The 16280-nt window shown below is 69.6% G+C and carries 18 protein-coding genes; 12 read left to right on the top strand and 6 right to left on the bottom strand.

The window, feature by feature from the left end; translation table 11 throughout:
• Positions 1-8: 8 nt before the first annotated feature.
• From ACIBGM_RS07610 to ACIBGM_RS07590, 5 genes are read left to right on the top strand one after another with little or no spacing between them, the layout of a single operon-like run.
• The gene (locus tag ACIBGM_RS07610; protein ID WP_396384822.1) at positions 9-1073 is read left to right on the top strand and encodes an ABC transporter substrate-binding protein; all 1065 of its coding nucleotides are present in this window, start codon (positions 9-11) and stop codon (positions 1071-1073) included.
• Positions 1073-1975, top strand: coding sequence for an amino acid ABC transporter permease (locus ACIBGM_RS07605; protein WP_360525103.1), 903 nt, complete (start codon positions 1073-1075; stop codon positions 1973-1975). Before ACIBGM_RS07610 ends, ACIBGM_RS07605 begins: the two co-directional genes overlap by 1 nt.
• A complete protein-coding gene (locus tag ACIBGM_RS07600) occupies positions 1972-2736 on the top strand; it encodes an amino acid ABC transporter ATP-binding protein (protein ID WP_360525106.1) in 765 nt (254 codons plus the stop codon). The genes ACIBGM_RS07605 and ACIBGM_RS07600 overlap by 4 nt, the downstream gene beginning before the upstream one ends.
• Positions 2737-2744: 8 nt before the next feature.
• Positions 2745-3890 (top strand): N-methyl-L-tryptophan oxidase, encoded by a 1146-nt coding sequence (solA, locus tag ACIBGM_RS07595; RefSeq protein WP_396384821.1) that lies wholly within the window; start codon positions 2745-2747, stop codon positions 3888-3890.
• Positions 3887-4885, top strand: coding sequence for an aldo/keto reductase (locus ACIBGM_RS07590; RefSeq protein WP_360525112.1), 999 nt, complete (start codon positions 3887-3889; stop codon positions 4883-4885). The genes solA and ACIBGM_RS07590 overlap by 4 nt, the downstream gene beginning before the upstream one ends.
• On the opposite strand, the gene ACIBGM_RS07585 is transcribed toward ACIBGM_RS07590, so the two are convergent.
• Positions 4873-5988, bottom strand: coding sequence for an aminotransferase class I/II-fold pyridoxal phosphate-dependent enzyme (locus ACIBGM_RS07585; RefSeq protein ID WP_396384820.1), 1116 nt, complete (start codon positions 5986-5988; stop codon positions 4873-4875). The genes ACIBGM_RS07590 and ACIBGM_RS07585 overlap by 13 nt on opposite strands.
• Before the next feature lie 10 nt (positions 5989-5998).
• Positions 5999-6883, bottom strand: a complete 885-nt coding sequence (locus ACIBGM_RS07580; protein WP_360525118.1) for an ornithine cyclodeaminase family protein — start codon at positions 6881-6883, stop codon at positions 5999-6001.
• Between the two features lie 33 nt (positions 6884-6916).
• Here ACIBGM_RS07580 and ACIBGM_RS07575 point away from each other — a divergent pair, with 33 nt between their 5' ends.
• Positions 6917-7489, top strand: a complete 573-nt coding sequence (locus ACIBGM_RS07575) for a helix-turn-helix domain-containing protein (protein ID WP_396384819.1) — start codon at positions 6917-6919, stop codon at positions 7487-7489.
• Here ACIBGM_RS07575 and ACIBGM_RS07570 read toward each other — a convergent pair.
• The gene (locus ACIBGM_RS07570) at positions 7455-7907 is read right to left on the bottom strand and encodes a GNAT family N-acetyltransferase (protein WP_360525124.1); all 453 of its coding nucleotides are present in this window, start codon (positions 7905-7907) and stop codon (positions 7455-7457) included. The two genes, ACIBGM_RS07575 and ACIBGM_RS07570, sit on opposite strands and share 35 nt — an antisense overlap.
• A gap of 33 nt (positions 7908-7940) precedes the next feature.
• Between ACIBGM_RS07570 and ACIBGM_RS07565 the strand changes: the two genes are divergently transcribed.
• A complete protein-coding gene (locus tag ACIBGM_RS07565) occupies positions 7941-8573 on the top strand; it encodes a hypothetical protein (protein WP_396384818.1) in 633 nt (210 codons plus the stop codon).
• Positions 8574-9422: 849 nt separating this feature from the next.
• Here the strand turns inward: ACIBGM_RS07565 and ACIBGM_RS07560 are convergent.
• A complete protein-coding gene (locus ACIBGM_RS07560; protein ID WP_396384817.1) occupies positions 9423-10133 on the bottom strand; it encodes a 2OG-Fe(II) oxygenase in 711 nt (236 codons plus the stop codon).
• 146 nt (positions 10134-10279) lie between these two features.
• Here ACIBGM_RS07560 and ACIBGM_RS07555 point away from each other — a divergent pair, with 146 nt between their 5' ends.
• Together ACIBGM_RS07555 and ACIBGM_RS07550 are read left to right on the top strand one after the other, a co-directional pair.
• Complete coding sequence (locus tag ACIBGM_RS07555; protein ID WP_360525133.1) at positions 10280-11098, top strand: hypothetical protein; 819 nt, start codon at positions 10280-10282, stop codon at positions 11096-11098.
• A gap of 55 nt (positions 11099-11153) precedes the next feature.
• Positions 11154-12023, top strand: coding sequence for a LysR family transcriptional regulator (locus ACIBGM_RS07550; RefSeq protein ID WP_360525136.1), 870 nt, complete (start codon positions 11154-11156; stop codon positions 12021-12023).
• Here the strand turns inward: ACIBGM_RS07550 and ACIBGM_RS07545 are convergent.
• Both ACIBGM_RS07545 and ACIBGM_RS07540 read right to left on the bottom strand, forming a co-directional pair.
• A complete protein-coding gene (locus ACIBGM_RS07545) occupies positions 11980-12915 on the bottom strand; it encodes an alpha/beta hydrolase (protein WP_360525139.1) in 936 nt (311 codons plus the stop codon). The two genes, ACIBGM_RS07550 and ACIBGM_RS07545, sit on opposite strands and share 44 nt — an antisense overlap.
• A complete protein-coding gene (locus tag ACIBGM_RS07540) occupies positions 12912-13445 on the bottom strand; it encodes a hypothetical protein (RefSeq protein WP_360525142.1) in 534 nt (177 codons plus the stop codon). Before ACIBGM_RS07540 ends, ACIBGM_RS07545 begins: the two co-directional genes overlap by 4 nt.
• A gap of 91 nt (positions 13446-13536) precedes the next feature.
• Here ACIBGM_RS07540 and ACIBGM_RS07535 point away from each other — a divergent pair, with 91 nt between their 5' ends.
• The 3 genes from ACIBGM_RS07535 (at position 13537) to ACIBGM_RS07525 (ending at position 16245) form a co-directional block, all read left to right on the top strand.
• Positions 13537-14463 (top strand): 2-dehydropantoate 2-reductase, encoded by a 927-nt coding sequence (locus ACIBGM_RS07535; RefSeq protein WP_360525145.1) that lies wholly within the window; start codon positions 13537-13539, stop codon positions 14461-14463.
• Between the two features lie 88 nt (positions 14464-14551).
• Positions 14552-15586 (top strand): histidine kinase, encoded by a 1035-nt coding sequence (locus tag ACIBGM_RS07530; protein WP_360525148.1) that lies wholly within the window; start codon positions 14552-14554, stop codon positions 15584-15586.
• The gene (locus ACIBGM_RS07525; RefSeq protein ID WP_396384816.1) at positions 15574-16245 is read left to right on the top strand and encodes a LuxR C-terminal-related transcriptional regulator; all 672 of its coding nucleotides are present in this window, start codon (positions 15574-15576) and stop codon (positions 16243-16245) included. Before ACIBGM_RS07530 ends, ACIBGM_RS07525 begins: the two co-directional genes overlap by 13 nt.
• The last annotated feature ends 35 nt before the right edge of the window (positions 16246-16280 follow it).

Raw genomic sequence — 16280 nt, 5'->3', positions numbered from 1 at the left:
AGACTGTCATGTCCCACCGATCCCGCCTGCTTGCCGCAGGTCTCCTGCTCTTGACCATGGCCGCGGGCTGCGCGGACCCGACCACCGTGTCCGACGCCGCCTCGACCCCGGACCCGACCTCGGGTTCGACCGGGCCGAGTGCTCCGGCGACGGTGCCGGTGACCGAGGCCGACCCCGAGGTCGAGGCGTTGGTGCCGGCGGAGATGAAGAAGAAGGGCACGCTGGTGTTCGCGACCAACGCGCCGTACCCGCCGCTGGAGTACTTCAAGGAGGACAACAAGACGCTGATCGGGTACGACATCGATCTCGGCAACGCGATCGGCGCCGCGATGGGGCTGAAGGTGGAGTGGAAGAACATCTCCTTCGACGCGATCATCCCGGGACTCCAGGCCGGCAAGTACGACGCCGGGATGGCCGGGTTCAGCATCGAGCACGAGCGGCTCGGCACCGTCGACTTCGTCTCGTACTACCTGTCCGGCGGCGGCTTCCTGATCAAGAAGGGCAGCGGGATCAAGGTCGGCTCGTTCGACGATCTCTGCGGTTACCGGGTCGCGGTCCAGAAAGGCGTCAGCCAGGTCGACGCCCTGGTCGAGGCGAGTGAGCACTGTGTCGCCGAGGGCAAGAAGGCGATCACGGTGAACCAGATCCCGGACCAGAACGTCGTCGTCCTGAACCTCGCCTCCGGCCGCGCCGACGTGGTCGTCGGTGACAAGCCGCAGGTCGAGTACGCCGCCGGGCACGCGGACGGGCTGTGCGTGATCAGCACGTACCAGACCGGCCACAGCATCGCCGGCATCGCCGTACCCAAGGGCAAGAAGGACCTGACCGCCGCGCTGCAGGCGTCGATCAACCACCTGATCGAGAACGGCGACTACGCGCAGATCTCGAAGGTCTGGAACACCGGGGTCGCGGTCGAGGGCGCCACGCTGTCGGACCAGTACCAGAAGGTCAGCCGGCCCTGGGGCGTCGGTCCGGACGGCACCGTGAACAAGTCGCTCGTCTTCACCGATCCGGCCGCGATCCCGCCCGGGCACACCTACTACTACCAGCCGGTCCGTGAAGGTTGTGCCTGATGACGACCGAGGTGCAGAACGCACCGAAGACCGGTGAGCTGGAGATCCGGGCGATCCCGCCCAGACATCCCTGGCGATGGGCTGCCGCGGCCATCGTCGTACTGCTGGCCGCGATGCTGGTCCACTCGATGCTCACCAACCCGCGGTACGAGTGGGACGTCGTCTTCTCCTGGTTGCTGGCCAAGACGATCCTGCGCGGCCTGCTACTGACGCTGGCGCTGACCGCGGTCTCGATGCTGGCCGGCATCGTGCTCGGCGTCGTCTTCGCGGTCATGCGCGGCTCGGAGAACCGGTTGCTGTCCGGTGCCGCCGGCATCTACATCTGGTTCTTCCGCGGTACGCCGTTGCTCGTCCAACTGGTCTTCTGGTTCAACCTGAGTGCGCTCTACCCGCAGATCGGGATCGGCGTGCCCTTCGGCGGCCCCGAGCTCACCTCGCTCGACGCGAACGCGCTGATCTCGCCGATGACGGCCGCGTTCCTCGGGCTCGCGCTGAACGAGGCGGCGTACATGGCCGAGATCGTCCGGGCCGGGATCGTCTCGGTCCCGGCCGGCCAGGTGCAGGCGGCGTCCGCGCTCGGCCTGACCCGGATGAAGACGATGCGCCGGATCGTGCTGCCGCAGGCGATGCGGGTGATCATCCCGCCGACCGGCAACCAGACGATCTCGATGCTCAAGACCAGCTCCCTGGTCAGCGTCCTGGCCATCCCTGAGCTGCTCTACAGCGCGCAGATCGTGTACTCGCGGACGTTCCAGACGATCCCGCTGCTGATCGTCGTCAGCCTCTGGTACCTGGCTCTGACCTCGGCGCTGACCGTTGCCCAGGGCAAAATCGAGCGCAGGTTCTCACCGGACGCCGATCCGGTGGTACGGCGCTCCTGGCGGTTGGGAGCACGCGGATGACACAGCCGTTGCTGCGCGCCGAGCGCGTCCACAAGAACTACGGCGCCAACGAGGTGCTGAAGGGCGTCGACCTCGACGTCATGCCGGGCACGGTGGTCTGCATCCTCGGTCCGTCGGGGTCCGGGAAGAGCACGTTCCTGCGGTGCATCAACCACCTGGAGCGGATCCGGTCCGGCCGGATCTCCGTCGACGGCGACCTGATCGGCTACCGCCAGGTCGGTGACAAATTGCACGAACTGGACGAGAAGGCGGCCAGCCGGCAGCGCGCCGAGGTCGGCATGGTGTTCCAGGAGTTCAACCTGTTCGCGCACTTCACCGCGGCCGAGAACGTGATGGCCGGGCCGGTGCTGGTCCGCGGCGTGGACCGCAAGCAGGCGCGGGCGCAGGCCGTCGAGTTGCTGACCCGGGTCGGCCTGGCGGAGAAGGTTGACGCGTACCCGAGGCAGCTGTCCGGTGGCCAGCAGCAACGTGTCGCGATCGCCCGTGCGTTGGCGATGCGGCCGAAGCTGATGCTGTTCGACGAGCCGACGTCGGCGCTCGATCCCGAGTTGGTCGGCGAGGTGCTCGATGTGATGCGCACGCTGGCGGCCGAGGGGCAGACGATGATCGTGGTGACTCACGAGGTCGGGTTCGCGCGGGAAGTCGCGGACGTCGTGGTGTTCATGGATCAGGGCGTCATCCTCGAGGTGGGGCCGCCGGACGCCGTACTGAACCATCCTGTCAATCCACGGACCCAGGCCTTCTTGTCGAAGGTGCTGTGAGGAGCTTCATGCCTGTGTACGACGTCGCCGTACTCGGACTCGGCGCGATGGGTGCGACCGCGGCCTGGCGAGCCGCCGGGCGCGGACTGTCGGTGATCGGGTTCGAGCAGTTCACGCCTGCGCACGCCCGTGGTTCGTCGCACGGTGGTTCGCGGATCTTCCGGAAGACGGTGTTCGAGGGGATCGAGTACGTCCCGATCGTCGATCGTGCCGAGCGGTTGTGGGGCGAGCTCGAACGGGAGTCGGGAGCAACGATCTTTCGGCGGTCAGGCGGGCTGTGTATCGGGCCGGCTGATGGTGAGCTGGTTCGGGATGCGAGGCGGTGTGCGGTCGATGGTGGGGTAGAGGTCGAGTTGCTCGATGCGGATGCGTTGGCGGCTCGGTTCCCGCAGTTCGCGGTGTCGCCGGGGGATGTCGGGGTGCTCGAGCCGGGAGCCGGCGTACTCGATCCTGAAGGATGCATTCGGGCTGCGCTCGACCTGGCGAAGGCCGCTGGTGCGGAGCTGCGCTTCGAGACGAGGGTGACCGGGCTGCAGCATGACGACGACGTTGTGCTGATCTCGGTGGGGGAGGAGACGTTCTTGGCGCGCCGGGCGATTGTTGCCACCGGCGCCTGGTTCACGGATCTGGTGCCGGAGTTGGCGTTGCCGTTGCGGGTTCAGCGGTCGCCGTTGGTGTGGTTCTCGGGACCGGATCGGAGTGCGTTCGAGGTGGGGCGGTTTCCGACGTTCATTTGGGAGAGCGGGGAGCTGGATGGCTGGGGGATCCCGGACGTGGACGGGCGCGGCGCGAAGGTCGGCGCGGGGCCGTCTGTGCCGAAACGCTGGCTCGAGCACGCGGCGGACAACAACTATCCGATCGGCCCAGCGGACACGGGTCCGGGGGAAGCGTTCGTGCGGCGTGCGTTCCCCGGGCTGGAACCGGTCGCGGTGGCCGCCGCGGCCTGTATGAACTCCAAGTCGCCCGACGGCGACTTCGTCATCGGGACACCAGCGGCTGCGCCCGCGCTGGTGCTGGCCGGTGGGTTCTCGGGGCATGGATTCAAACACGCTGCCGCGGTCGGTGACATCACCGTCGACCTGGCCGTGGACGGCGCGAGCGAGATCGCGTTGGCGCGGTTCTCGCCGGATCGGTTCTTCGGAGGACAGGGATGAAGCTGCGCACACTGGGACGGGCCGGCGTCCGGGTCAGCCCGATCGCGCTCGGCACGATGAACTTCGGTCCCGTGACGCCGGCGGACGAGGCGCACCGCATCCTCGACGCCGCGACCGACGCCGGGGTCAACCTGATCGACACGGCGGACGTTTACGGCGCCGACGCGAACCGGACGATCGCCGACGACTCGATCGAGAAGGGCCGGACCGAGCGGATCATCGGCGACTGGCTGGCTCAACGGCCCGGCTGGCGGGATCAGATCGTTCTTGTCTCCAAGGCTTACGGGCGGATGGGGCCTGGGGCGAACGATCTGCATCTGTCGTCGGTGCATCTGCGGCGGGCGTGTGAGGCGTCGTTGCGGCGGTTGCAGACCGACTACCTGGACGTGTTCATGCTGCATCACGTCGACCGCTCGACCAGCTGGGACGAGATCTGGGAGACGCTCAGCGACCTGCGCCAGGCCGGCAAGATCCGGTACGCCGGAACCAGCAACTTCGCCGCCTGGCAACTGGTCCAGGGCCAGGAGGCGGCCGCCCGGCGCGACCTGCTCGGCATCGTGGTCGAGGAGAGCATCTACAACCTGATGGAACGCACCGTCGAGCTCGAGGTGCTCCCCGCGTGCGCGTCGTACGGCATCGGCGTCATGCCGTACTCGCCCCTCAACTCGGGCCTGCTCGCCGGCATCCTCTCCAAGACCGACAAGGCCTCCCGCAGCGCATCATCCCGCGCCACCAGCAACCTGGCACTCCACCACGCCAGGCTGGAACGCTACGAAAAGCTCTGCCGCGACCTGGGCCACCCACCCGCCGTAGTAGCCCAAGCCTGGCTCTGCGCCCAACCCGCAATCGTCGCCCCGGTCGTCGGCGCCCGCACCCTCCAACACCTCCAAGACGGCCTCGCCGCCGCCAACCTGACCCTGGACCCCGCCACCCTGTCCGCCCTAGACGAAATCTTCCCCGGCCCAGGCCCCGCCCCCGAGTCCTACGCCTGGTAGGTCTGCAGAACCTTGGTGATGTTGGTGAGGGCGGCGTTCAGGTAGTCGGGTTGTAGACCGTGCGTGATGCGCAGGTGGTGTTCTACGCCGAAGTGGTGGCCGGCGCCGACCAGGACGCCGGCTTGGGTGCGGAGGGTGTCGGCGACTTCGGCGCTGGTCAGCGGCAGGTGGTAGCGGACGAAGGCGAGGGCGGTGGCCTCCGGCGGGACCACCGACAGGAGCCCGTTGCTCTCGGCAACCCACTTGGCGAGACGGGTGTAGCCGTCGCGGATCAGCCCGCGGTTGCGGGTGAGCAGGCGGCCCTTCGACTCCAGCGCGATCTCGGCCAGGTGCATGGACAGCATGCTCGTGGCGATCGTCGCGTACTCGTGCCGTCGCCAGGCCGCCTCCACCAACGCAGGCGGCGCAACCAGCCACCCCAACCTCAACCCAGGGAGCCCGAAAGCCTTCGACAGACTGCCGACGCAGACGAGCTTGTCGTACCGGCTCCACAGGCTCGGCGTGATCTCGTCGGTCAGTCGCTCGGTGCCGCGATACACCTCGTCCGCCAGCACCCAAGCCCCGACCCGCGCGGCCGCGGCGACGACCGCATCCAACTCGTCCGGGGTCAGGATCGTCCCGACCGGGTTGTTCGGATTCGTGATCGCGATCAGCTTCGTGTCCCGCCGTACGACGCTGTCCAAGGCCGCAAGGTCCGGACGCCAGCCGTTGTCGGGGTCGAGCGGGAACGCGTCCACCTCGGCGCCGGCGTTCAGCGCGAGCCCGCGCACCTGCCGGTACCCCGGCTCCATCACCACGACGTGATCACCGGCTTCGACGAGGCTGGACACCGTGATCGCGTTGGCCTCGGCGGCGCCCACAGTGACCAGCACGTTGTCGGAAGCCGCTCCGTGCCAGTCGGCGATCAGCGCCCGCAGCGCATCCGTCCCACCGACCGGCGGGTAGTGCAGTTCGGTCTCGAGCATCTGTCGTACCGCTGCGGGATCGTCGCCGAGCAGCTCGCCGAGCGCGACCGGATGGCAGCCGCTGTCGGCGAGGTTGTAGTCGACGGAGTGTTCGTACCGGGACTGCCACTCTTCGAGGGCGAACGGCGTGAACGTCATGAGGTTCCTTTCAGAGCAACCGTGCGACGGCCAGGTCCTCGAGACCCAGGCCGATCGAGCGGAAGAAGACGGGTCGGTCACCGGACGGGCGTTCGCATGCGTCGGTGAGGAGTTCGGGAAGGTCGCCGCGCAGGCGGTCCGGCGACCACACACCCTGCTCGGCCGCGATGAGTAGCTCGCCGGCCGATCCGGTGACGGTCGCGCGATAGTCGCCGTACACCTCGAGTCCCGGCAACGCCGCCGGGTCGATCTCGTGGGCGCGCGGCGCGTTGGTGCTGATCGACGTGACGAGCGTGCCGGGGGAGAGCGCGGTGACGTCGATGACCGGCTCGGCGGCCGACGTACAGAGGAGTACAACGTCCGCGCCCGATGCAGCCTCGTCGGCGCTGGCTGCGAGCGTCACGCCATCCGGCGCCTCGCGCAACGAGCGGCTGTACATGCGTACGTCGGTGAACGACCGGACCGCGTGGGCGTAGCGCAGGTGCGCATGGGCCTGCGCGCCCGAGCCGATGATGGCCAGCGTGGACGCGTCCGGGCGGGCGAGCAGGTCGACGGCCAGGGCAGTCGTGGCTGCGGTTCGCTCGACAGTGAGTGCAGCCGAGTCGCACAGGACCGCCGGACGACCGGTCTGGGTGCTCAACACGAGCGTCCACGCGGTGACGACGGCCGGACTGCTCGGCTGAGGCAGGTACGGCGACACCTTCACGCCGTACGCGTCACCCGCCGCGGCCTGGTAGGCGATGACGTCCCCGCCACCGGGCAGCAGCGTGACAGTCTGGGGCGGCTGGACCGCAGTACCGGCCGCCAGCTCGGTGAACGCCGTCCGCAACGCGTCGAGGACGTCGGCCACCGGCAACTCGGGAAGCTGTTCGACAACAGGTATGCTAGTGCTCATAATGAGCAATATAGTGCACATCAAGGAGTGCGGGTGTCAACCGAGACCAATCGCAGTACGGCGTTCATCGAGCGACTCGGCGGCGAGGTGCGCCGGCGTCGGCAGGCCGACGGGCTGACCGTGCAGGCACTGGCCGACCGCGCCGGGCTGAGCCGGCGGATGCTCACTCAGATCGAGCAGGGAACGGCGAACCCGAGCCTGGTGACCGTGGACAAGATCGCCGAGGCGCTCGGCGTCGACTTCGCCACCCTGACCGCGCCGTCCACGACTGACTCGCTGCAGCTCTCCGACCCCGTCGAGATCTGGCGCAGCGACGCCGGCAGCCGCGCCGTCCTGCACGTCGCCGCATCCCGCCGTGGCGGCCCCGAGCTCTGGGAGTGGACCCTCCAACCCGGCGACCGGTACGACGCCCAACCCGACCCACCCGGCTCCGAAGAACTCATTCTGGTCATCGCCGGCGCCCTCACGCTGACGGCCGACAACCAGTCCCTCACGCTTATGCCAGGCCAGTCCGCCCGCCTGGCCAGCGACCGCAGCTACTCCTACGCGGCGTCCTCCGCCGGGGCGACCTTCACTCGCGTGGTGACGCTAGGCGCAGCTCGATGAAGGGGATGGTGTCGCCGGGGAGCAGGTAGGTCTCGACCTCTTCGAAGCCGTGTGACTTCGCGAACTGCAATCCGTCCTCGTTGGTCGCCAGGATGTGGGTCTCGATGCCCTCGGCGCTGAGCTCCCGGCCGCGCGCCAGGCTGCGCTCGTAGATCGCCGTACCGAAGCCCTGCCGGCGGTGCTCAGGCAGTACCCGCGCGATCACCGTCGCCGCCGCGGTCTCCTCCGACGGCGGCCGGACCGTCGAACATCCGACCAGGACATCACCGGCGTACGCGACCTCGAGCACGTGCCGCCCGGCCCGCTCGCGAACCTCGTCCACCGACAACGGCGCCGTCGGGATGATCTCGTTGTGCACCCGCTGCCAGTCCAGCAGCGTCCCCTCATCACTCACCGGCACAATCCGCAGCTCAGGCACCCTGCGAGTCTAGTGGCGTGCGAGGCTAGGGCCGTGCGGATTCTCTACGTGGGTAACAGCTTCACGGCGCGGAACAACCTGCCCGGGCTGATCAAGGCGATGGCGGCGGCTCGCGGGATCGAGATCGAGCACAAGCTGATCCAGGCCGGCGGCGCCTCGCTGCGGCAACACCTCAACGCCGGGAAGGCGCTCGAGGCGATTGCGAGTGGTGCGTACGACGTCGTCGTACTGCAGGAGCAGAGCACGCTGCCGATCAAGTCACCGGCACGCTTCCGTGAGAGCGCCCGGGACTTCGACGCAGCCATCAAAGCAGCCGGCGCCCGTACGGCGCTCTACATGACCTGGGCCCGCCGAAACGCCCCCGACACCCAGCAAGCCCTCACCACCCAGTACGCCGCCGCCGCAGCCGAACTGGACGCCACCCTCATCCCGGTAGGCCTCGTCTGGCAACACTTCCTGGCCACCCACACCGAGCCGCCGCTGCACGACAAAGACAACAGCCACCCAGCCCTCCCCGGCTCCTACCTAGCCGCCTGCGTCTTCCTGATAGCCCTCCTCAACGAAGACCCCGCCCCCATCGATGTCCCCATCAAATCCCTAGACCCCGAAACCGCCACCCACCTCCGCCAATCCGCCTGGACCATCTACGAGTCCCTCACCGCCTAACCACCGAAGGACATGGCCAAAGGACACGGCCTCCGGCCGCGACTGTTCTCTTGGCCACCTCCGGCGGCGCGCCCAAGCAAGTTGCGGTGGAGGTGATCGGCGACAGGCAACCCGCTCCCAGCCACGCCGCCAACCGGAGGTGGTGACGTCGCCGACCTCAGCGCGTTCGGTCGCTCGTCGGTGTGCTCGTCAGTGTCACCAGGTCGTGTGGCAAGGCGCGATTCGGTGAAGGTGGTTGGCGGCGGGCAACCCCGTGCCAGCCACGCCGCCGTACGAACGGAGTGGTTCGGTGAGTTGTGGATTCGTGTTGAGGATCCGCTTGCCGGAGGACCGAATTCGACAACTCGGCGACCGCGCCACCGGCACGTTGGGTCCCTCGTCGGTGCGCTGCTCACCAGTTCGTTGGCCAGGGCACGGTTCGGGTGGAGGTGGTCTGCGGCAGGCGACCCCGTCCGAGGCACGCCGCCGTGCGACCGGAGGTGGTTCGGTGAGTTGTGGATTTCGGTTGTAGCCCAAAGCATGCTGGAGGACCGAAATCGACGACTCGGGGACGTTGCCGACACCGGCGCGGATCGGGCCCCGGTTGCGCTGGGCAGGTGGCACCAGGTCGTGGGCCGGCGGAGGCGGCCGATGGACAGCCGCTCCGGGGTGAACCTGGACGGGCGTCTGCCGGGGATGCGGCGGGTGGGGGCGGGGCTCGACTCGGGTTCGAGTGGCTGTTGTGAGTTGCGACGTTCCTGCATACACCGGTCGGGGTGGTCCCGCGCTGATCGCATGGGCTTGAAGGCCGGTTGCGGCTCGCAAGAACTGTCGCCGCCGGAGGCGGGGACCTTTCGTGAGGGCGGGGGCCTACTTGGCGTCGTGGAAGACGAGGCCTAGGGTTTGGCGGTGGCCGGTGTGGATGGGGGAGACGCCGTGGCGGACGGGGGCGGCGGACCAGCCTCGGGTTGATTCGACGGGGCGGTCTCGGGTGGTGAAGACGAGGCCGTGGCCGTGCGGGATGAGGGTGGCGGTGCCGCGGGACTGGGCGCGGGGGCGTTGTTCGACCAGGAGGAACTCGCCGCCGGTGTGGTCGACGCCGGGGTCGTTGAGGTTGATGACGACCTGGAGGGGGAAGACCTTGTCGCCGTACAGGTCGCGGTGCAGGGCGTTCCAGTCGCCGGGGCCGTAGCGCAGCAGGATCGGGGTCGGGCGGGTCTGGCCGGCGCGGTGGCAGATGTCGAGCCACTCGTCGAGGGTTTCCGGCCACTCGGCGTCGCGGCCGAGCTTCTCGTACCAGTCGCGTGCTATTGGCAACAATCGCGGGTAGAGGGCGTGCCGCAGCGAGTCGACCGCCTCGGGGAACGGCTCGGCGAAGTACCGGTACTCGCCCTCGCCGAACCGGTGGCGCGCCATGTTGACGGTCGCCCGGAAGCGCGAGGCGTCGTCGTAGAGCGCAGCGATCCGGGCCGCCTCCGCCGGGGTCAGCAGTTGCGGCAGCAACGCGCGCCCGAGGTCGTTCACCTCGGCCGTGACCTGGTCCCAGTCCGCCTTCGCCACCCGTCGCTCGTATCTGTCCATGACAGTGGAACGGCCCAGGCCGCAGATGTGTGAGAGGGGCCCGTCACAATCCGCCGGGGCAGTCGGTCCTTGCTTGTGAAGGCGGGCGTCTCTTGACTGCGGGCGCGCGCGGAGCGACGGTTGGGGGAGAGGTGGGTGGGCACCGGATGCGTATGTCGGACAGTGGTTGGGAAGCGTACCGCCGCGGCTGGAAAGCAGCAGTGGTGGTGCTGGCCGGCCTCGGCCTGGTGACTGCGCTGGTCTTCGTCGGATGGTCGACCAACCTGGTCGCCTTCCTGATGGGCGGGACGCTGGTGGCCTCGGTGTACCTGAGTGTCGGGCTGGCCCAGGAGCGGAAGACCCCCGAGCTGGTCCGGGACGTGCTCCGGTGGGCCGGGCGGGCCGGGCTCTGCGTGGTGGCGATCTGTGGGTACGCGACCGCGATCGGGATGGCCACTCTCTGGCTGGTCCTGCTGCTCGGCGTCACCTCACCGCCCCTCGTCAACTGGCTCTGGCCCCACCAGGAGGGTCCGGTACGGCGACCTGCCCCGGAGCCCCCGGTCGAGCGCCAACCCCGCACGAACCGAAAACCCGACCGCAAGCCGAAGATGGACCGCAAGCCGAAGCCCGACCGCAAACCGAAGACCGACCGCAAGGCGAAGAGCGACCGCAAGCGGCAGCCGATCCCCGAGCCCCCGCCACCGCTCCCGGAGCCGGTCGTGCACGAACCGGCCGCGCCGGTCGACCTGTCCAACTTCACCGACCTGGACCTCTGCCTCGCCTGGCGCCGCAGCTTCACCGAGCTCGAGGGCTGCACGACGGACGCCCAGCGCCTCGCCGTGATCGCCGCCCGGCACGCCTACCTGGACGAGCTCGAACGCCGCGCCCCCGACGCCTTCGCCCAGTGGCTCGAGTCCGGCCCCCGAGCCGCCGGCAACCCCGCCAAGTTCTTCGCCCCGCGCACCAACCACGGCGAACCTGAGTAAACAGTCGATTGACGATCTCCCGTCACCGGCCGGGGTGCATAGATACCATCGATGCATGCTCGATCTGGTTCGGCTTCGGGTATTGGCGGCCGTGGCGGCTCACGGGTCGGTGACCGCGGCCGCGCAGGCCCTGCACTACACGCAGCCGACGGTCAGCCATCACCTCGCGCGCTTGGAGGCGGCCACCGGTGCGCGCCTGGTGCAGAAGGTGGGGCGTGGGATCCGGCTGACGCCCGAGGGGCAGGTGCTCGCGCGGCGGGCGGCCGAGATCATCGGCCGGGTCGACGCCGCGGACGCGGAGCTGGCGGCGCTGATCGGGCTGGAGGCCGGCCGGGTCCGGCTCGGCGCGTTCACCTCGGCGCTGACCGTGCTGGTCCCGCCCGCGGCCGCCGAGCTCCGCCGCCGGCACCCCGACATCGAGCTCGAGCTCACCGACGTCCATCCGGTCGTCGCGCAGCAGCAACTCCGGGACGGAGAGCTCGACCTGGCGATCGTCTTCCGGTACGACGACGATCCGCCGAGCGACGGCATCCGGTACACCTACCTGCTCGACGACCCGGTCTACCTGCTGAGTCGCCGTACCGGGGACAAGCTCACCGACCATCGCGACTCCGCCTGGATCGCGGGGTGCGTGAACTGCCGGCAGGAGTTCGTCGACCTCTGCGCGGAGGCCGGGTTCACCCCGCGGATCGCGTACACGAGCGACGACCTCATGGTGAAGCAGGCCTTCGTCGCGCACGGCCTCGGCGTCACCACCATGCCGGGCCTGGCGCTGCGCACCCACCTGGCCGACCGGGTGAAGGCGACGAAGGTGAGCGCCGTACGCCGCATCTATCTCGCGACGTACGGCGAACCACCCGACCCGCCGGCGACCGCTGCGTTCATCGAAGCGCTGGAAAGGCATCACGGAGGTCGGCCCCGATGAGGTCGATCGCGTGCCGTCCGGCCGACAGCACTCCCGGGAAGTTGAGGAACGCGTGCATCGTGCCGGCGTACTCGACCAGTCGCGCCGGTACGTCGTCCGCCGCGAGCCGGGCCGCATAATCTCGTGCATCGTCGCGGAGCGGATCGCGTCCGGCCGCGAGGATCAACGCCGGCGGCAGGCCGTGCAACGACCCGGCCCGCAGCGGTACGGCGGTCGCCGGCAACTCACCGGCCGGGAAGTACTGTGCCGACGACCAGCGACCCGGCGCGATGCTGAGGAACGTCCCGTCGAACAGGCGGTACGACTCGGTGTCCTGGTCGACGTCGAGACTCGGATAGCAGAGGATCTGCCGGTCGGGGAGCGGCCGGCCTACGTCCCGGGCGAGCAGGCAAGCCCCGGCGGCGAGGGCGGCGCCCGCGCTCTGACCGCCGACCGCGATCCGGCCGTCGCCGTTGAGCTCAGCAGCATGCTCACGCAACCAGTCGAGCGCGTCGCGTACGTCGTGCAGCCCTGCCGGATAAGGGTCTTCCGGCGCGAGCCGGTAGTTGAGTGAGACGACGGTGACGTCGCCGACGGCGGCGATCCCGGATGTCGCGCACTCGATGTCGCGTAGGTGCCCGCCGATGAATCCACCCCCGTGCAACCAGAGCAGCAGCGGCCTCGGCTTCTCGGTCAGCGGCCGGTACAGCCGGGCTTCCAGGGTGCCGATGGTCAGGTCCTTGACCTCGATGCCCGGGGCGACCGGGCCCGCGAGCTCGGGGTCGGGCAGCTCCTCACGGTCGAGCAGCAGGGCCTGGTACGGATCGAGCTCCGGACCTGCCGGCTCGGCCGCGAACCGGGCCAGCAGGGCATCGGTCTCCGGCGCGAAGGCGGGCTGGTCGACGATCGTCATGCCGGGACCTGTGCGGGCTTGAGGTGGCGGGCGGCGTGGCCGAAGAGGGCGCCGTCCGGCGGGGTCGCGGCGTACTCGGCGAGTGCTCCGATCCCGCCGTCGTACCCACCGCCGGTCGCCGGGTCATTCCACGCGTTGTCGTCGTACTGCTGGATCTCTGCGACGAGCGCGTCGGTGACGCTGTGGAACCGATGCAGGAGCAGCCCCGACGGGATGTGCCGGCCCGCCTCGACGCCGCCGACGTTCAGCGCACTGCCCGCGTCCGCGGTCTCCCAGCGCGGATCCAGACTCCAGTGCAACCGCCCGGCTGCGGCATCCCGCAGTACCGCGAACGTGATCTCGTCCCACATCAGGATGTGTGCGGTCAGGTCGTGCAGCGAGTCGCAGAAGTGCCCGAGCGGCCCCGACACCACCCGGTACGGCGCCCGCAGCTCAGCCTCACTGAGCCCGTCGATCCGCTCCGCCAGCAATCCATGGTCGTCCATCACCAACCGAGCCGCCTCGCCCGGAGTAGTCGTCGCTTTACGCATGTCTGCAGCCAACCATCCCGCCCTGCGGAGCCGGCCCGAATTGACGAATCTCCTCAATCCATTGCCTTGTGGCGTCTGCGAGGATGGTCGGGTGACGACGATCGCGGTGGTTGGGGCTGGTGGGGTCGGCGGGTACTTCGGGGGGCGGCTGGCGCGAGCCGGGGTGGAGGTGAACTTCGTTGCGCGCGGCAATCACCTGGAGGCACTGCGGGCTGACGGCCTGGCGGTGCGGAGTGTGGCCGGCGACTTCGACGTGGCGCCGGTGCGGGTGACGGGGGACGCCGCAGAAGTTGGGGTGGCCGACTACGTCTTGGTGTGTGTGAAGACGTGGCAACTGGCCGATGCGATCGCCGCGATCGAGCCGCTGGTCGGTGACGCGACGGCGATCGTGACCGTGCAGAACGGGGTCGAGGCGCCGGATCAGGTGGCGACGGTCTACGGGCGGGAGCGGGTTCTGCCGGGCGCCGCGGAAGTGATTGCGTACGTCGAGGGCCCGGGGACCATCCGGCACCTCGGCGGGCCCGGCCGGCTGACCTTCGCCGAGTGGGACAACCAGCCCACGCCGCGGACCGACTGGTTGCTGACCGCCTTCACCGACGCCGGCCTGCTCGCGCGAAACCCGGACGACATCTGGGCCGCCCTCTGGACCAAGTTCCTGTCCGTCGTCCCCGGCGGCGGCCTGGGTACGGCGACCGGCGCCGGCTACGGCGTCCTCCGCTCCCGGCCCGGGACGCGGCGACTGCTGACGGAAGCGACCACCGAGATCCGCGACGTCGCCCTGGCGCTCGGGATCGAGCTGCCAGCGGATGTCGTACCGAACACCCTGGCCTGGATCGACAACTTGCCCGCGAACGGGACCACGTCGCTGCAGCGCGACATCCTGGCCGGCCGTCCGCACGAGCTCGACGCGTGGACCGGCGCGGTCGTCCGCCTGGGCGACCGCGCCGGTGTCCCCACCCCCGTCAACAGCTTCCTCTACGAGATCGCCGCCGCCCGCGCTGAAGGGCGTGGCTCCTGACTCCCCGCCTACTGCGCGGCACTCGGCACGGCACCTCGCCGCACTGGCGCGAAGGCCACGATGCTCCGCATCGAGACCTCCGCTCCAGGTGTGCGCGATCCTGTTCCGCCCGTTGCGCGGCAGCATCCAGGACACGGTCGACCGCCGCTTCAATCGGTCCCGGTACGACGCCCTGCACCGGATGGCCGGCTTCCTCGACGACGTCCGGTCCGGTCGCCGTACCCCCGAGGAGGTGCAGACCGTCCTCCGCGAGATCCTCGCCGACCCCGGCCTCGAGCTGCTCGTCTTCCTGCCGGAGAGCCAGCGGTACGTCGACCTCGCCGGGCACACCCGGACCGACGACGACCGGCACCGGATCGCGATCGAACGCGGCGACCAGCCGATCGGGGTCGTCCTGCACGCCGGCACGGCCGAGCTCAGCCCGGAGCTGCTTCGGCGCGTCGTCGAGGATGGCGGTCTCGCGGTCGAGATCGCTCGGCTGCGGGCGGAACTGCGGCTGCAGCTGAACGAGGTCAAGGCGTCCCGGGCCCGGATCGTTGCCGCCGGCCACGCCGAGCGCCGCCGGATCGAACGCGATCTGCACGACGGTGCCCAGCAGCGCCTGGTCTCCATCGGGCTTGCGCTCCGGCACGCCCAGCACCAGCTCGGCTCGGCGCCCACGGCCGCCGGTGCAACGCTCGATCGTGCGGTCGAGGAAGCGACCCTCGCGATCGGCGAGCTCCGCGAGCTCGCTCGTGGCCTGCCGCCGACCCAGCTCGACGACGGGCTGGCGCCGGCCTTCCACGACCTCGCGCGACGGGCTCCGTTGCCGGTATCGGTCGACGTGCCCGACGAGCGGTTCGAGTCCGGCGTCGAGGCGGCGGCCTACTTCATCTGCTGCGAGGGCCTCACCAACGCGGTCAAGCACGCGAACGCCACGCGGGTCGGTCTGGCGGCGAGGCATCAGGACCACAGCCTGCTGGTGACGGTGACCGACGACGGCGTCGGTGGTGCGGCCGCGGGCACCAGCACCGGCCTCACCGGGCTCGCCGACCGGGTCGCGGCGCTCGGCGGGATCTTCCGCATCGACAGCGAACCGGGCCGCGGTACGACGCTCATCGCGGAGCTGCCATGCGGATCGTGATCGCGGAGGACCAGGTGCTGCTGCGTGAAGGGCTCAAGATGCTCTTCGTGGACGGCGGCCACGAGGTGGTCGCGACGCTGGGCGACGCGGATGGGCTGCTTGCGGCGGTGGCGTCGTACCAGCCGGATCTGGTGGTGGCGGACATCCGGATGCCGCCGACGTTCAGCGACGAGGGTGCGCGGGCGGCCGAGGCGGTGAAGAGCGCGCACCCGGAGGTCGGTGTGCTGCTGCTGTCACAGCACATCGAGACAACGCACGTGGTGAGGCTCGTGTCGTTGGGCGGATTCGGTTACCTGCTGAAGGATCGTGTGCTCGACATGGGGGAGTTCCTGGCCGCGGCCGAGCGGGTTGCGCGGGGTGGGTCGGCGCTCGATCCGCAGGTCGTGGCCGGTTTGGTGGCACAGCGCGGGGACCACGATCCGCTGGCCGCGTTGACCGAGCGCGAACGGCATGTGCTCGAGCTGATGGCCGAGGGACTGACCAACAGCGCCATCGCACGGCGGCTGTTCCTCAGCGAGCGTACGGTCGAGGCGCATGTCCGGCACGTGTTCACCAAGCTCACGTTGCCGGAATCCGAGGACGGGCATCGTCGCGTTCTCGCCGTACTGGCTCATCTCAGTGCGGCGACTCCAGACCGAGGTCGGCCAGGATCTCCGTGACCGGCCGCCCGGGTGGGGCCGCGGCGGTGAGGCCG

Source organism: Kribbella sp. NPDC050470 (assembly GCF_044458365.1).
In the GTDB taxonomy this organism is placed as follows: Bacteria; Actinomycetota; Actinomycetes; order Propionibacteriales; family Kribbellaceae; genus Kribbella.
Note: the sequence above shows the minus strand (reverse complement) of the source record. Positions and strands in the feature narration are given on the sequence as shown.